Genomic DNA, 13,920 nt, shown 5'->3' with positions numbered 1-13,920 from the left:
TTATGCTTATTTGTACCACCTAGTTAGTTTGTATAATCCGGCTCCACGTCTCAATAAAATCGGGATGCTGCGCGATCCGCGAACGCGGCCGGATCAACCCGGTGGTTCGTGGCCGGCTCGCCGGCAGCTTCGCCGCGGCCCGATTCCTCGCAGGGATTCATCCATGAAGCGCTCGATCGCCACTGTGTCGCTGTCCGGCACGCTCGTCGAAAAACTCAACGCGATCGCCGCGGCCGGCTTCGACGGCGTCGAGATCTTCGAAAACGACCTGCTCTATTTCGACGGCTCGCCCGCCGACGTGCGGCGGATCGCGGCCGATCTCGGCCTCGAGATCGTGCTGTTCCAGCCGTTCCGCGATTTCGAGGGCGTCGATGCCGCGCAACTCGCGCGCAATCTCGAGCGCGCGCGGCGCAAGTTCGACCTGATGCATGCGCTCGGCACCGACCGGATCCTGGTCTGCAGCAACGTCTCGCCGCAGACCCTCGCCGACGACGCGCTGCTGACCGACCAGCTCGGCGCGCTCGCCGAGGCCGCGCGCGGCGCGGGCGTGATCGCCGCCTACGAGGCGCTGGCCTGGGGCCGCGTGGTGAAGACCTACGGCCACGCGTGGCGGCTGGTGAACGCCGTGAACAGCCCGCACCTGGGCCTCGCGCTCGACAGCTTCCACACGCTCTCGCTCGACGACGATCCCGACGGCATCGCCGCGATCCCGGGCGAGCGGATCGCGTTCGTGCAGATCGCCGACGCGCCGAGGCTCGCGATGGACGTGCTCGAATGGAGCCGCCACTACCGCTCGTTCCCGGGTCAGGGCGACTTCGACCTCGCGCGCTTCACGGCGCGCGTGATCGAATCGGGCTTCACGGGGCCGCTGTCGCTGGAGATCTTCAACGACGGCTTTCGCGCCGCGCCGACCGCGATCACGGCCGCCGACGGCCTGCGCTCGCTGCTGCACCTGGAGGACGTCACGCGCGCCCGGCTCGCCGCCGAGGGCCGCGCGCCGGCGCCAGGCCAGCCGCTGTTCGCGCCGCCCGCCGCGCCGGCGCACGTCGGCTTCAAGTTCATCGAGTTCGCGGTGGACGCGGCGGCGGCGGAGAAGGTGGCCGGCTGGCTCGGCCGGCTGCGCTTCCGGCTGGCGGGCCGGCACCGCTCGAAGCACGTCACGCTCTACCAGCACGGCGCCGCGTCGATCGTGCTGAACGCCGAGCCCGATTCGTTCGCGGACGCGTTCTTCCAGCGGCACGGGCTGTCGCTGTGCGCCTCGGCGTTCCAGGTGGACGACGCGAAGCTCGCGTTCGAACGCGCGGCGAGCTTCGGCTTCGCGCCGTTCTCGGGGCGCATCGGGCCGAACGAGCGCGTGGTGCCGGGCGTGCAGGCGCCGGACGGCAGCCTGCACTATTTCGTCGACGAGCGTCCCGACGCGCCGACGCTCTACGAATCGGATTTCGTGCTGACCGGGATGGACGAGCCGGGCGAGGTCGGGCCGCTGACCGGCATCGACCACGTCTGCCTCGCGCTGCCGGCCGACGCGCTCGATACCTGGGTGCTGTACCTGCGCACCGCGTTCGGCTTCGAGGCGGAAAAGAGCTGGCTGGTGCCGGACCCGTACGGGCTGATGCGCAGCCGCGCCGTGCGCAGCCCGGACGGCAGCGTGCGGATCGCGCTGAACGCGTCGGTGGACCGCCACACGGCCGTGTTCGAGTCGCTGGCCCGCTATCATGGCTCGGGGCTCAACCATGTCGCGTTCCGCACCGACGACATCGTCGGGGCGGTGGCCGAGGCCGTCGCGGACGGCGTGACGTTCCTCGCGATTCCGCGCAACTACTACGACGACCTGGCCGCGCGCTACGCGCTGCCGGATGCCTTCGTCGACACGCTGCGTCGCCATCACCTGCTGTACGACCGCGACGAACACGGCGGCGAATTCCTGCATGCATACACGGCGCTGGTGGACGAGCGCTTCTCGTTCGAGATCGTCGAGCGCCGCGGCGGCTACGACGGCTACGGCGCGGCCAACACGGCGGTGCGGCTGGCCGCGCAGGCGCAGCGCAGGAAGTGAGGCCAGCGGCGCTGACCGGCTGATCGGGAAACGGCGACGCCGGCGGAGGCATCCGCCGGGGCCGCAGCGCCCTCGCCTTCGCGCCGGCAGGCCGCGGGCCGGCGGGTCGGCGCGCGCAGCCGTTGCCTTGCGAAAATGTGCCTCCGCGGGCGTCGCTCCGGCCCGTCGGCGTCCCGCGTGCCACCGCATCGCGGCATGCCGGGCCGTCGGCCGTCGGCCGCCGCCGTGACAAGCCGTAACGCCGCGCCCCCCGGGCATTCCCGCACCCGGGCCGATTTTAAGAATCGTTTAAGTCTCGATCGTCACACTTCGCCACCAATCGTTCTCAAGATCAAACAGGAGGTTTGCAATGAGCGCCAATGAAGCACCCGGCCGCCCGGCCAGCCCCCTCTCGCGTCCGAAGACGATGCTGCGGCGTCTGCTCAGCCATCATGAAATCGCGACGCTGCTCGTGCTGCTGCACGCGCCCATCGGCGCGAATGCCAAACCCGAACTGCCGGCCTTGCAGGAAGCCGGCCTCGTCGAGATGGTCGGCAACGATGCCGATGCGCCGACCTTCCGGCTGACGGCCGACGGCACGGCCGTGCTGAAGGGCCTCGGCTATCGCTGACGCGCCATCCGCGGCGCGTGCTCCCGTTTGTTTTTCCGTTTGAATTTCCGTTTGAAACGCCGCGCACCCGGGCGCGTGTTGCCTGCCCGCTTCCCGCCGGCCTTCCGTTGCCCCCCTGCCGGGTCAGAAGCACAATGCCAGCAGGGCGCCGGCCGGATTGACCGTTAGTTGCACTCAATCGCAGATGGCCGGCACGCGTCGCGCTCGAAGCCAGCCGCGCGAATCGCTCCGCTCATTCCCGCCGTCGCCGCCTCGAAGGACCGGCGTCTCAAGCGCCGCGTTCGGCCTGCAGCGTCATCCGGTATTCGGTCGGCGTGACGCCGACGGTCGCCTTGAACTGGCGCGAGAACGCGCTGTGATCGGTGTAGCCGCACAGCGCGGCGACATCGGTGACCTTGTCGTGCTTGACGAGCAGCGCGGTGGCCGCGTCGAGCCGCGTCTTCAGCAGCACCTGACGCGGCGTCAGGTGAAACACCTTGTGGAAGTAGCGTTCGAGCTGCGCGACCGACATCCCGGCCATCTCCGCGAGCTGCTTCAGGTTCAGCGGCTGCACGTAATGCTCCTGGATGTATTGCACGACGTCGGCGAGCCGGCTGTAGGCCGGGTGCGAACCCTCGTTGGCCTTCAGGTCGCGCGAGATCCCGGCCAGCCCCACCACGCGGCCGTCCGCCTCGCGCAGCGGTTCCTTGGTGGTCAGGCACCAGCCCGGCTGCCGGCCCGGATACAGGTGCAGTTCGAGCTGGTCGGTCAGCTGCTGGCCGGCGTGGATCGCGGCCATGTCCTGCTCGAGATAGCTTCGCCCGAAGCGGCGCGGGAACACCTCCTCGGTGGTCTTGCCGTACAGCCCGCTTTTCTCCTTGAAGCCGCAGCGCTGCGCGAGCGTGCGATTGGCCAGCACGTAGCGGCCTTGTACGTCCTTCACGAAGAACGCGACGTCGGGCAGCGCGTCGAGCACCGGCGCGAGCAGCGAGAAATGCGCGAGCATCGCGTCGAGCCCCTGGGCCGCGCCGGGCGGCGGGCACAGCGCGTCGGCGAGCGGCGAGGCGGCGGAGGAAGCGGCGGGAAGCGTCATCGCGAAGGCGGAGTCCGGGGCGGCGGGTGCGTCGATTCTAGCGGAGCGTGCTGTCGGGGCGTGATATCGGAGCGGGCGGTCGATGCGTGACAGTGAAGCGCCCTACCGGAGCGCCTCGTCGGCGAGCGCCGCCAGCGTGCCGAGCCGCACCGGCGCGAACGGCGGACGCGGCACGGCCTCCTGCCAGCCGAGCAGCACGCCGGCCGCCGCGCCGCAGACACGGCCCTGGCAGGCGCCCATCCCGCAGCGCGTCAGCAGCTTGGCGTCGCGCGCGTCGGCATGGGCGCGTGCGGCGCCGATCGTCACGTCCTCGCAGCGGCACAGCAGCGTGTCGTCGGGCGGCAGCGCGCGCGCCGCGTCGCCAAGCGTGAACGCGGCCGCGACGCGTGCCGAGAAACCGCGCCAGACCTCGCGCTCGCGCACGAGCGGCGCGAAGCGCGCGGCATCCTCGGCGACGCCGGACGCCGCGAGCCCGGCGATGGCGCCCTCGACGCGCGCGAGTTCCATCCCGCCGACGCCGGTGCTTTCGCCGGCCGCGTACACCGCGTCGAGCGAGGTGCGCTGCCGCGCGTCGACCACCACCGCGCCGTCACGGACCTCGCAGCCGAGCGCGCGCGCCAGCGTCAGGTTCGGCAGCAGCCCGTAGCCGCAGGCAATCCGGTCGCACTCGATCACGCGCGAGCGCCCGCCGACCGTCTCGATCCGCACGGCTTCGACGCGCGTTTCACCGTGCGCGGCACGCACCACGCTGCCGGTCAGGTATTCGCTGCCGGCGAAACCGCGCGTGAGCTTCGCGGCCTGCCAGAGCTTCGACGGCGTGGCCAGCAGTGACAGCCCGAAGCGGCGCACGGCCCGCGCCGGCGCCTGTTCGAGCACCGCCACCACGCGTGCGCCGGCCTCGCGCGCGGTCGCGTAGGCGGCGATCAGCAGCGGCCCGCTGCCGGCGATCACGATCCGCTCGCCGCGCACCGGCACGCCGCCCTTGATCAGCGCCTGCAGGCCGCCCGCGCCGGTCACGCCGGGCAGCGTCCAGCCGGAGAACGGCAGCAGCAGCTCGCGCGCGCCGGTGGCCACCACCAGGCGCCCGTAGTGCAGCGTCGCGCCGCCAGAGGCGGTATCCACGAGCAGCGTGCGCCCGGGCAGCGCGGCCACCACGCGCGCACCGCAGACGAGGTCGACGCCGCTCGCGCGCAGCGCGTCGAGCGCCTCCACCAGCGGCGCGGCGGCCGGAAAGATCGGCCCCTGGCGCCAGATCTGGCCGCCGGGGTGCGGATTGTCGTCGAGGATGGCGACGCGGGCGCCCTCGGCGGCGGCGGCCCGCGCGGCGGCGAGCCCGGCCGGCCCGGCGCCGACGATCGCCACGTCGTAATGCGGCTTCATGATGGAGAGTTCCAGGTCGTGTCGATCGTCATGCCCTCGCGGCACGGCGTCTGGCAGGCGAGCACGTGGGCGCGGCCGTCCACCGACACCCGGCATTCGTGGCAGATGCCCATGCCGCAGAGCATCGTGCGCGGCTCGCCGCCGACCGACGTGCGCGTGCCGCGCACGCCCTCGACGAGCGTGAGCGCGGCCGCGACGGTGGCACCCTCGGGCACGCGGCAGGCGCGCCCGTCGATGATCACGCCGATCGCGACGGCGCGGGTACTCTCGCGTTCAGGCATGGGCGGCTCCGGGAAGCGGCCGGGACGGCCAGTAGGGTTCGGGGGGAATCGGCGGCTCGCCGCCCGTCAGTTGCGCGGCGATCAGCTCCGCCGTCGCCAGCGAGGTGGTCACGCCGAGCCCTTCGTGGCCGGTGGCGAGCCACACGCCGGGGCGCTCCGCGACCGGGCCGATCAGCGGCAGCCCGTCGGGTGTCGCGGCGCGAAAGCCGGTCCAGGCACGCAGCGCGTTCAGGTCCGCGAGACCCGGCAGATACTGTTTCGCACGCGCGAGCATGCGCGCCAGCACCGGCATCTCGACAGCCGGATCGGTGCTGTCGAACTGGCGCGACGAGCCGATCAGGATCTGCCCGGTGGGGCGCGGCTGCGCGTTGAACGCGACCGAGGTGCCCTGCGCGTGGTGGGCGCTCTTGATATAGCCGAGTTCGAGCAACTGGTGCGTGATCGCGCCCGGATACCGGTCGGTGATCAGCAGGTGGCCCTTCTTCGGCTGCAGCGCGACGCCATCGACGAGCTGCGCCGCGGCGAGCCCGTTCGCGACGACCACCTGCGCGGCGGCCAGCGTCTCGCCGCCGACCAGCCGCACCGTCGTGCCGTCGAGCGCGACCACGGCGCTGCGCAGGCGCAGCCGGATTCGCGCGGCGCCGGGCGATTGCGTCAGCAGCCATTCGGCCGCCGACGGCGCGTAGACGATCCCGTCACCGTCGACGAACAGCCCGCCCGCGAGCCCCGTCGCGAGCATCGGCTCGCGCGCGCGCAGCCCGGCCGCGTCGATCACCTCGGCCGACACGCCGGCCGCGGCATAGCCGTCGCGCATCGCGCGCGCGGCTTCCAGTTCCTCGTCGTCCGCGGCCACCCACAGCGTGCCGCAGCGCAGGTAGGCGTCGCGCTCGCGCAGCTGCGGCGCGAGCGAGCGCCAGCGCGCGAGCGAGCGGCGCGACAGCGCGAGCTCGGCCGGCGTGTCGTTCATCACGACCAGATGGCCCATGCCCGCCGCGGTCGTGCCGCCGCCGATCCCGCCCGCGTCGATCACTTCCACGTCGAGGCCGCGCGCGGCCAGTTCGGCCGCGCACGCGGCGCCGACGATGCCGGCGCCGATCACGATCACGTCCGCGCGTGCCATCAGCCGAGCCGGATCCCGTTCGCGAACGGATCGCGCGCGTCGAAACAGAGCCGGCCCTCGGCCATCACGTGCGCCTGCCCCGTGATGGTCGGCACGATCGCCGGCTCGCCTTCCACCGGTTCGGCATGGCGCGCATAACGCACTTCGAACACGCTGCCGATCACGCTCTCCTGCAGCCAGGATTCGCCCTCGGCGAGTTTGCCGTCGGCCGCGAGGCAGGCGGCCTTGGCGCTGGTGCCGGTACCGCACGGCGAGCGGTCGTAGGCGTCGCCGGGGCACAGCACGAAGCTGCGGCTGTCGAGGTCGGGCCGCGACGGCGGCCCGAACAGCTCGATATGGTCGATCAGCGCGCCGTGCGCGCCGGTGATGCCGGCCACGATCAGCGCGTCGCGCGTCGCGCCCGAGAACGCCGTCAGCGCCTTCAGCTGCGCGGGCTCGACGCGCTGCCGGTGCTCGCTCTCGGGTACCAGGAAGAACCAGTTGCCGCCCCACGCGATGTCGCCCGCGAGCGGGCCGTGGCCCGGCACCTCGACCGTCACGTCGTGGCGGTAGCGATAGGCCGGCACGTTGCGCACCGACACCGAGCCGTCCGCGTTCAGCGTCGCCTCGACGATGCCCACCGGCGTCTCGATCCGATGCACGCCCGGCCCGATCCGGCCCAGGTGCGCGAGCGAGACCACCAGCCCGATCGTGCCGTGGCCGCACATGCCGAGATAGCCGACGTTGTTGAAGAAGATCACGCCGGCCGCGCAGGTCGGATCGTCGCTCTCGCAGAGCAGCGCCCCCACCATCACGTCGGAGCCGCGCGGCTCGGTGACCACGGCCGCGCGCCAGTCGTCGTGATCGCGGCGCAGGCGTTCGAGCCGTTCGGCGAGCGGGCCGCGGCCGAGATCCGGGCCCCCGGACACGACGAGGCGGGTAGGCTCACCGCCCGTGTGCGAATCGATGAAGTCGAGTGTTTTCATGCCGCTATCGTAGGAACGCGCAGCGCCCCGCGTCTTGGCGTCATTACGCGCACCCAATGACGAAATCAGCACAGTCAGGGAAACCGTGCATATGCCGATTTCGTCATTTTGTGCGCACGTTACACGCAAGACTCCACCTTTTTCGCTACCTAGACTGCGCTGGAGTCGTTCGTTTCGCGGCATTCCTCGCCAGCCAGCCCGTGTCACGCGGCAAGGCCCGCGCCAATCCCGCGATTCGCCGATTTCAGCACAGTGGAGGGCAGCGGCACGCCGCCCTCCCGCGATCGCCAACACGCCGGCGCACGAGTGCCGGCCACAGCAGTCAAAAGGGGAATCGAAAGTGAAGGTGAAGATCTCGCATATCGCGCTTGCCGCGACCGCCGCCCTCGTCGCCGCGGCCACGCCGGCCCTGGCCGCCGATGCCGTCAAGATCGGCTTCGCCGCGCCGCTGACCGGCACCCAGTCGAACTACGGCACCGACATGCAGAAGGGCGTGCAACTCGCGATCGACGATTTCAACGCGACCAGGCCCGTGATCGGCGGCAAGCCCGTCACGTTCGTGCTCGAATCGCAGGACGACCAGGCCGACCCGCGCACCGGCACGACGGTGGCGCAGCGGCTGATCGACAGCAACGTCGCCGGGATCATCGGCCACTTCAACTCGGGCACCAGCATCCCGGCCTCGGACCTCTACGAGCGCGCGGGGCTGCCGCAGATCTCGATGGCCACCTCCCCGCAATACACGGCGCGCGGCTACAAGACCACCTTCCGGCTGCTGACGAGCGACGCGCAGGCCGGCCGCATCGTCGGCAACTACGTCGTCAACACGCTGCACTACAAGCGCGTGGCGATCATCGACGACCGCACCGCCTACGGCCAGGGCATCGCCGACGAATTCGCCGACGCCGTGCAGAAGGCCGGCGGCACCATCATCAAGCGCGATTTCACCAACGACAAGGCGCTCGACTTCTCGGCAATCCTGACCAACCTGAAGGGGATGAACCCCGACGCCGTGTTCTACGGCGGCGGCGACGCGCAATCCTCGCCGATGATCCGCAAGATGCGCCAGCTCGGCATCAAGGCCGCGTTCGTGACGGGCGAGATGTCGAAGTCGCCGACCTTCCTGAAGGTGGGCGGCACGGCGGCCGAAGGCGCGATCGTCTACATGGGCGGCCTGCCGAAGGAAAAGATGCCGGGCTTCGCCGGCTTCGAGACGCGCTACAAGGCACGCTTCCACGAGGACGTGGTGACCTACTCGCCGTACTCGTATGACGGCACGATCGCGCTGCTGACGGCGATGAAGAACGCGAACTCGACCGATCCGAAGGTGTACGGCCCGTATGTCGGCAAGGTGTCGGTGAAGGGCGTGTCGGCGCCCACCATCTCCTACGACTCGAAGGGCGACCTGCGCGACGCGCCGGTCACGATCTACCGCGTCGATCACGGCGCGTTCAAGGCTGTCGATACGATCGCCGGGAACTGAGATCGGGGCGGGCGGCCGCCGCGGGCCCGATGGCCCCGGCGGCGCGGCCCGCCCGCCGGCCGGATTTGCCTGGACTTGATTCTCCGAAGCCGTCCGCTGACGATGCCGTGCCGAAGTCGCCCGCGCCGTCGTTGTTGATCGTAGTTGCTCGTTGCCGTTGTCCCTTGCCGTTGTCCCTTGCCGTCGCCTCATGGAAGTCGCCGTCCGATGTCATCGTTGCCATCGGACGTTGCCTGTCCGGCGTCCCCCCGAAGGACTCCTGACGTGGCCCCGCCGCCGTTGCCATCGCATTCCGCGCGACCGGCAACGGCCCCCTCCGCCGTCCACCGCCCTCCCCGTTCATTTTTTCGGCCGGTTCGCCCGCCGGTCCTGGTTTTTCGGCCGGAGCGCCGCGCCCGGCAATGCGCCGAGCCCCGTTTCTTAACCGTTCGGTTCACGCCGACCATGCGGTTTTCCCTGTGTCGGAACGCCGCGTTTCATCCTGTAGAATCCAGCGACCTGCCTGACAGTCGTCCCCGCGTGGCCTTGATCCACGGCCGCGCGGCCCGTGTCGCGCGCCGATCCGGCCCGCCGCCCGGGACGCTTGACGGCGTCGCGCGCCGCGCCCGCCGCAATACTCGAATATCGATCGTCCTGACCATGCAAGCATACGAAACGAGCCACGCGCAACCCGCTGCCGCCGAGCGCGCCCTCACGCGCAGCGATTACAAGACTCTCGGCCTCGCGGCGCTCGGCGGCGCCCTCGAGTTCTACGACTTCATCATCTTCGTGTTCTTCGCGCCGGCGATCGGGCAGCTGTTCTTCCCGCACGACATTCCCGACTGGCTGCGCCAGCTGCAGACCTTCGGCATCTTCGCGGCCGGCTATCTGGCGCGCCCGCTCGGCGGCATCATCATGGCGCACTTCGGCGACCTGGTCGGGCGCAAGCGGATGTTCACGCTGAGCGTGCTGCTGATGGCGATCCCGACGCTGCTGATGGGCCTGCTGCCCACCTTCGAGTCGATCGGCATCCTCGCCCCCGTGCTGCTGCTGCTGTTCCGCATCCTGCAGGGCGCGGCGGTGGGCGGCGAAGTGCCGGGCGCCTGGGTGTTCGTGTCCGAGCACGTGCCGAGCAGCCGGATCGGCTACGCCTGCGGCACGCTCACGGCGGGCCTGACGGCCGGCATCCTGCTCGGCTCGCTGGTGGCCGCCAGCGTCACCGGGCACTTCTCGCAGCCCGAGATCACGGCCTACGCCTGGCGCATCCCGTTCCTGCTCGGCGGCGTGTTCGGGATGTTCTCCGTCTACCTGCGCCGCTGGCTGCACGAGACGCCGGTGTTCGCCGAACTGCAGGCGCGCAAGGCGCTGGCCGCCGAGATTCCGCTGAAGGCCGTGCTGCGCGACCACGGCCGCGCCGTGCTGGTCTCGATGGTGCTGACCTGGATGCTGTCGGCCGCAATCGTGGTGGTGATCCTGATGACGCCGACGCTGCTGCAAAAGCAGTTGCACATCCCCGCGGCCACCGCGCTGTTCGCCAACAGCATCGCCACGCTGTGCCTGACGATCGGCTGCGTGACGGCCGGCGCGCTGGCCGACCGCTTCGGCGCGAAGGCGGTGCTGGTAGTGGGCTCGCTGCTGCTGGCCGCCTGCTTCTGCACGCTGTACGTCAAGGTGGCCGCCGATGCCTCGACGCTGCTGCCGCTCTACGCGCTCACCGGCTTCCTGGTGGGCACCGTCGGCGCGGTGCCGACGGCGATGGTGCGCAGCTTCCCGGCCGTGATCCGCTTCTCCGGGATCTCGTTCTCGTACAACGTCGCGTATGCGATTTTCGGCGGACTGTCGCCGGTGATCGTGTCGCTGATGATGAAATCGAACCCGTTCGCACCGACCGCCTACGTCGGCGCGGTCTGCGTGATCGGCGCGCTCGGCGCGCTCTGCGCGCGCAACGCACGCTGAGCGGCAGGCGGCACCGGCCGTTCCGGTGCATCGTCGCGGGAGATTTTTCGCGGCAGATTCGTGGTTCGATCAGGGCGCCTCGCGGCGCCCTTTTTCATGGCCGGGCGCTTTTCGCGCGTGCCGGTTGCTCAGCGCAGCAGCCCGTAGCCGTGCGGGCGCCGCATCGCGTCGATGCTCGCGCCGCCGGCGCCCGTCACGTACAGCAGCAGGAAGCCGCCCGCGATCGCGACGTTCTTCCAGAAGTGGACCACCTGATCGTGCTGCGCGGCGGAGTTCGTCGCGTCCCAGAAGTTGTGGCCGACCACGGCGGCGAGGATCGTATAGGCCGCGAGCAGCAGCGCGACCGGCTTGACGCGATAGCCGACGATCAGCAGCAGCGCGCCGAGCCCCTCGACGGCGACCACCAGCGGCGCGGCGAACTGCGGAAACGGCACGTACAGATGCTTCAGATAAGCGACGAATTCGCCGTAGCCGAACAGCTTCATCACGCCGCCCCACAAGAACAGGGCCGCCATCAACAGCCTCGCGATGAAGATCACGCCGGAATCGACGGAACGCGTCATATTCTTCTCCTCTGAATCGGGCGAATCGCCATGACTTGCTGCCGCGATTCGCAAATTCGCCAGAATAAGAAGATTCCAAGCGGGGTTCCAAGCAAAAGGTTGTAGCAAATCTTTACGCCGGTGCGCGAATGGCGGCCTGCTCAAAACGCCCAGCCTGCCGGGAAAGCCCGTGGCGATGGTTCATGGGCCATTTGCGCCGCATTTGAATCGGCAATAATTGCCATTCTCGCCCCAATAAAGAAAATATTACTAATCGGTGAATCAACACTCCGCCAATGCGGGTATTACCGAATTCAAACCCCAGTTGAATTCAATCACCTTATAATCGACGTAATTTTTAAAAACGATCGGTAATAAAGTTGCTCGCCGCGCGAGTGTCTGCAAATTTTGCCAATTCGCTGCTCCCTGCTCAACATGCTTCTAAAAGACATCCTGCAGCGCGACAGGAACAACTTCGAACTGCTGCGGCTGATCGCGGCCAGCGTCGTGATCGTCGGCCATGCCCACAATCTCTCCGGGGACACCAGCGGCCGCGACTTCGTACTCGAGTATTTGCGTTTCGACTATTCCGGCGGCCTCGCGGTCAAGTTCTTTTTCCTGCTGAGCGGCCTCGTCGTCACCAACAGCCTGCTGGCCAACCCGAGCCTGCGCCGTTTCGCGGCAGCCCGCATCGCGCGGATCTTCCCGGCGCTGATCGTGGTGATCCTGCTCACCGCCTGCGTGATGGGCCCGCTGCTCACCACGCTGCCGGTCGGCACCTATCTGGGCAGTCACGAGACGCTGCTCTACGTGTGGCAGAACCTGAAGCTGCACAGTAATTACGTGCTGCCCGGCGTGTTCGAGAACGCGCCCGAAAAAGGCGTGAACGGCGCGATCTGGACCATCCCGGTGGAGTGCTTCTGCTACGTCGCGCTCGCGGCCGTCAGCCTGACGGGGCTCATGCGCAACCGCGTGCTGTTCTCGCTGGTGTTCGTCGCGTTCGGCGCCGTGCTGCTGCGCTACCCGCAGGTGGTTCCGCGGCTGTATCTGCCGCTCGCATCGGCCCCGATCGTGATCTACTTCGTGGCCGGCGTGCTGCTCGCCACCTGGAAGGACCGCGTCGCGCTGAACGGCCCGATCCTGCTCGCGCTGCTCGCCGCCACGTATCTGTTCCGCGATACCGAAGCGCTGCGCTACTTCGCCTGCGCGACGCTGTTCCTCGGCGCGATCTGGCTCTCCACGCTGCCCGTCGTGCGCAAGCTGCGCCTGCCCGGCGACTTCTCGTACGGCACCTATCTGAGTGGATGGATCATGCAGCAGTTGATCCATGCCGCATTCCCGAGCATGGGTGCGATGGGCAACTGGATGCTGGCCGTGCCGCTCGCGATCGGTTTCGGCGTGATCTCGTGGTATCTGATCGAGCAACCGGGAATGCGCCTGGGTAAGGCGATCGGCACGGGCCGGCTGCGCGTCGCGCCGCCGGCGGCCCCGCCCGCCGCCGCCGACGACGGCATCATCACGCCGATCGCGCCGCTCTCGAGCTGATCGGCCGACAAACGACGAACGACGGCGGTCCGGCAAGGGCCGCGCCGTTCTCGTCCGCGGTGCCGTTCAGCGGCTTCCGCGCGCCGTCAAGGCCCTCATGCAGGCGCCCGACACCGCGCCGCCTCCCCTTCCGCGCAAAGAAAATTTTCGGACGCGACTAACGCCTCCCACACGACATGCGCGCCTGCTAGGCTTTCACTTCCCCTTTCGCCGGCGCTTCGCGTCCATGTCCGTGTCCCCGTCGAACGCCCTCGAAATCGCCCGGCTCGCCATCAGTGTCCTGACGCCGCTGTCGGTCACCGCGCTCGGCTGGCTGATCAGCCGCCGGCTCAAGCGGCTCGAACTCGTGCAGTGGACCAACCAGAAGCTGATCGAGAAGCGGCTCGCGATCTACGACGTCGTCGCCCCGCAACTGAACGCGCTGCTCTGTTTCTACACGTGGGTCGGCTACTGGAAGGACATCTCGCCCGACGACGTGATCCGCATCAAGCGCGATCTCGACCGGACGCTGCATGTGTACCGGCATCTGTTCGACGACGAGGTCTACCGCGCTTATCACGCGCTGATGCTCGCGCTGTTCGATACGCACTCGGGCGCCGGGCGCGATGCGCGGATCCGCTCGCTCGTGACCGGACCGAACGGCGATCGCACCATGCATGGCAGCTACGCGTGGCACGCGAGCTGGGCCGAGCGCTTCGCGATCGCGAACGTGCTGCCCGGCGACGAGATCCAGTCGCACTATTACCGCTTGATGGACGTGCTGCGCGGCTCGCTCGGCGCGAACCGCTGAGCCACAGCCAGGTGGACCGGCACGCCACTCGCGTTGCGCGCGCCAGTGAAAACGCCCGCCGGAACGCGGCGGGCGTGCTTGCCATGGGACGATAAGAACGCGGCGGCCCGAGCGCCCGGCCACGCCGCGCCGGCCTCGTCC

Annotated in this window: 12 protein-coding genes; 6 read left to right on the top strand and 6 right to left on the bottom strand. The window is 69.4% G+C overall.

Going from position 1 to position 13,920, the window contains the following annotated elements:
• Positions 1-163 precede the first annotated feature (163 nt).
• Positions 164-2,056: a bifunctional sugar phosphate isomerase/epimerase/4-hydroxyphenylpyruvate dioxygenase family protein gene (locus tag bpln_RS20420; RefSeq protein WP_055139827.1), complete on the top strand. Its 1,893-nt coding sequence runs from the start codon at positions 164-166 to the stop codon at positions 2,054-2,056.
• 349 nt (positions 2,057-2,405) lie between these two features.
• Entirely contained in the window at positions 2,406-2,666 is a 261-nt protein-coding gene (locus tag bpln_RS20415; protein WP_042627183.1) for a hypothetical protein, read from the top strand.
• Between the two features lie 268 nt (positions 2,667-2,934).
• Here the strand turns inward: bpln_RS20415 and bpln_RS20410 are convergent, their stop codons facing one another.
• The 5 genes from bpln_RS20410 to bpln_RS20390 form a co-directional block, all read right to left on the bottom strand.
• Positions 2,935-3,738, bottom strand: a complete 804-nt coding sequence (locus bpln_RS20410; protein ID WP_042627182.1) for an AraC family transcriptional regulator — start codon at positions 3,736-3,738, stop codon at positions 2,935-2,937.
• A 102-nt stretch (positions 3,739-3,840) separates the two neighbouring features.
• Positions 3,841-5,118, bottom strand: a complete 1,278-nt coding sequence (locus bpln_RS20405; protein ID WP_055139826.1) for an NAD(P)/FAD-dependent oxidoreductase — start codon at positions 5,116-5,118, stop codon at positions 3,841-3,843.
• Positions 5,115-5,399 carry a (2Fe-2S)-binding protein gene (locus tag bpln_RS20400; RefSeq protein ID WP_042627180.1) on the bottom strand — a complete coding sequence of 95 codons (285 nt, stop codon included), beginning with the start codon at positions 5,397-5,399 and terminating at the stop codon, positions 5,115-5,117. Before bpln_RS20400 ends, bpln_RS20405 begins: the two co-directional genes overlap by 4 nt.
• Complete coding sequence (locus tag bpln_RS20395; RefSeq protein ID WP_042627179.1) at positions 5,392-6,519, bottom strand: NAD(P)/FAD-dependent oxidoreductase; 1,128 nt, start codon at positions 6,517-6,519, stop codon at positions 5,392-5,394. Before bpln_RS20395 ends, bpln_RS20400 begins: the two co-directional genes overlap by 8 nt.
• Entirely contained in the window at positions 6,519-7,484 is a 966-nt protein-coding gene (locus tag bpln_RS20390) for a 4-hydroxyproline epimerase (RefSeq protein WP_055139825.1), read from the bottom strand. The genes bpln_RS20395 and bpln_RS20390 overlap by 1 nt, the downstream gene beginning before the upstream one ends.
• Positions 7,485-7,824: 340 nt before the next feature.
• Here bpln_RS20390 and bpln_RS20385 point away from each other — a divergent pair, with 340 nt between their 5' ends.
• Both bpln_RS20385 and bpln_RS20380 read left to right on the top strand, forming a co-directional pair.
• Positions 7,825-8,967, top strand: a complete 1,143-nt coding sequence (locus tag bpln_RS20385; RefSeq protein ID WP_042627177.1) for a branched-chain amino acid ABC transporter substrate-binding protein — start codon at positions 7,825-7,827, stop codon at positions 8,965-8,967.
• Positions 8,968-9,606: 639 nt separating this feature from the next.
• Complete coding sequence (locus bpln_RS20380; protein WP_042627176.1) at positions 9,607-10,902, top strand: MFS transporter; 1,296 nt, start codon at positions 9,607-9,609, stop codon at positions 10,900-10,902.
• 128 nt (positions 10,903-11,030) lie between these two features.
• On the opposite strand, the gene bpln_RS20375 is transcribed toward bpln_RS20380, so the two are convergent.
• A complete protein-coding gene (locus bpln_RS20375) occupies positions 11,031-11,465 on the bottom strand; it encodes a DoxX family protein (protein WP_055139824.1) in 435 nt (144 codons plus the stop codon).
• A 414-nt stretch (positions 11,466-11,879) separates the two neighbouring features.
• On the opposite strand from bpln_RS20375, the gene bpln_RS20370 reads away from it, so the two are divergent.
• Both bpln_RS20370 and bpln_RS20365 read left to right on the top strand, forming a co-directional pair.
• On the top strand, positions 11,880-12,989 hold the full coding sequence (locus tag bpln_RS20370; protein ID WP_052498398.1) for an acyltransferase family protein: 1,110 nt from the start codon (positions 11,880-11,882) through the stop codon (positions 12,987-12,989).
• A 226-nt stretch (positions 12,990-13,215) separates the two neighbouring features.
• On the top strand, positions 13,216-13,779 hold the full coding sequence (locus bpln_RS20365) for a hypothetical protein (RefSeq protein WP_042627174.1): 564 nt from the start codon (positions 13,216-13,218) through the stop codon (positions 13,777-13,779).
• Positions 13,780-13,920 lie beyond the last annotated feature (141 nt).

It is taken from the genome of Burkholderia plantarii (assembly GCF_001411805.1).
Taxonomy (GTDB): Bacteria; Pseudomonadota; Gammaproteobacteria; order Burkholderiales; family Burkholderiaceae; genus Burkholderia; species Burkholderia plantarii.
Note: the sequence above shows the minus strand (reverse complement) of the source record. Positions and strands in the feature narration are given on the sequence as shown.

Excerpts from the sequence above, each read along its gene's own strand:
- bpln_RS20370 (WP_052498398.1), top strand. The coding sequence starts at position 11,880 with ATGCTTCTAAAAGACATCCTGCAGCGCGACAGGAACAACTTCGAACTG.
- bpln_RS20390 (WP_055139825.1), bottom strand. The coding sequence starts at position 7,484 with ATGAAAACACTCGACTTCATCGATTCGCACACGGGCGGTGAGCCTACC.
- bpln_RS20420 (WP_055139827.1), top strand. The coding sequence starts at position 164 with ATGAAGCGCTCGATCGCCACTGTGTCGCTGTCCGGCACGCTCGTCGAA.
- bpln_RS20365 (WP_042627174.1), top strand. The coding sequence starts at position 13,216 with ATGTCCGTGTCCCCGTCGAACGCCCTCGAAATCGCCCGGCTCGCCATC.
- bpln_RS20415 (WP_042627183.1), top strand. The coding sequence starts at position 2,406 with ATGAGCGCCAATGAAGCACCCGGCCGCCCGGCCAGCCCCCTCTCGCGT.
- bpln_RS20400 (WP_042627180.1), bottom strand. The coding sequence starts at position 5,399 with ATGCCTGAACGCGAGAGTACCCGCGCCGTCGCGATCGGCGTGATCATC.
- bpln_RS20395 (WP_042627179.1), bottom strand. The coding sequence starts at position 6,519 with ATGGCACGCGCGGACGTGATCGTGATCGGCGCCGGCATCGTCGGCGCC.
- bpln_RS20410 (WP_042627182.1), bottom strand. The coding sequence starts at position 3,738 with ATGACGCTTCCCGCCGCTTCCTCCGCCGCCTCGCCGCTCGCCGACGCG.
- bpln_RS20375 (WP_055139824.1), bottom strand. The coding sequence starts at position 11,465 with ATGACGCGTTCCGTCGATTCCGGCGTGATCTTCATCGCGAGGCTGTTG.
- bpln_RS20405 (WP_055139826.1), bottom strand. The coding sequence starts at position 5,118 with ATGAAGCCGCATTACGACGTGGCGATCGTCGGCGCCGGGCCGGCCGGG.
- bpln_RS20380 (WP_042627176.1), top strand. The coding sequence starts at position 9,607 with ATGCAAGCATACGAAACGAGCCACGCGCAACCCGCTGCCGCCGAGCGC.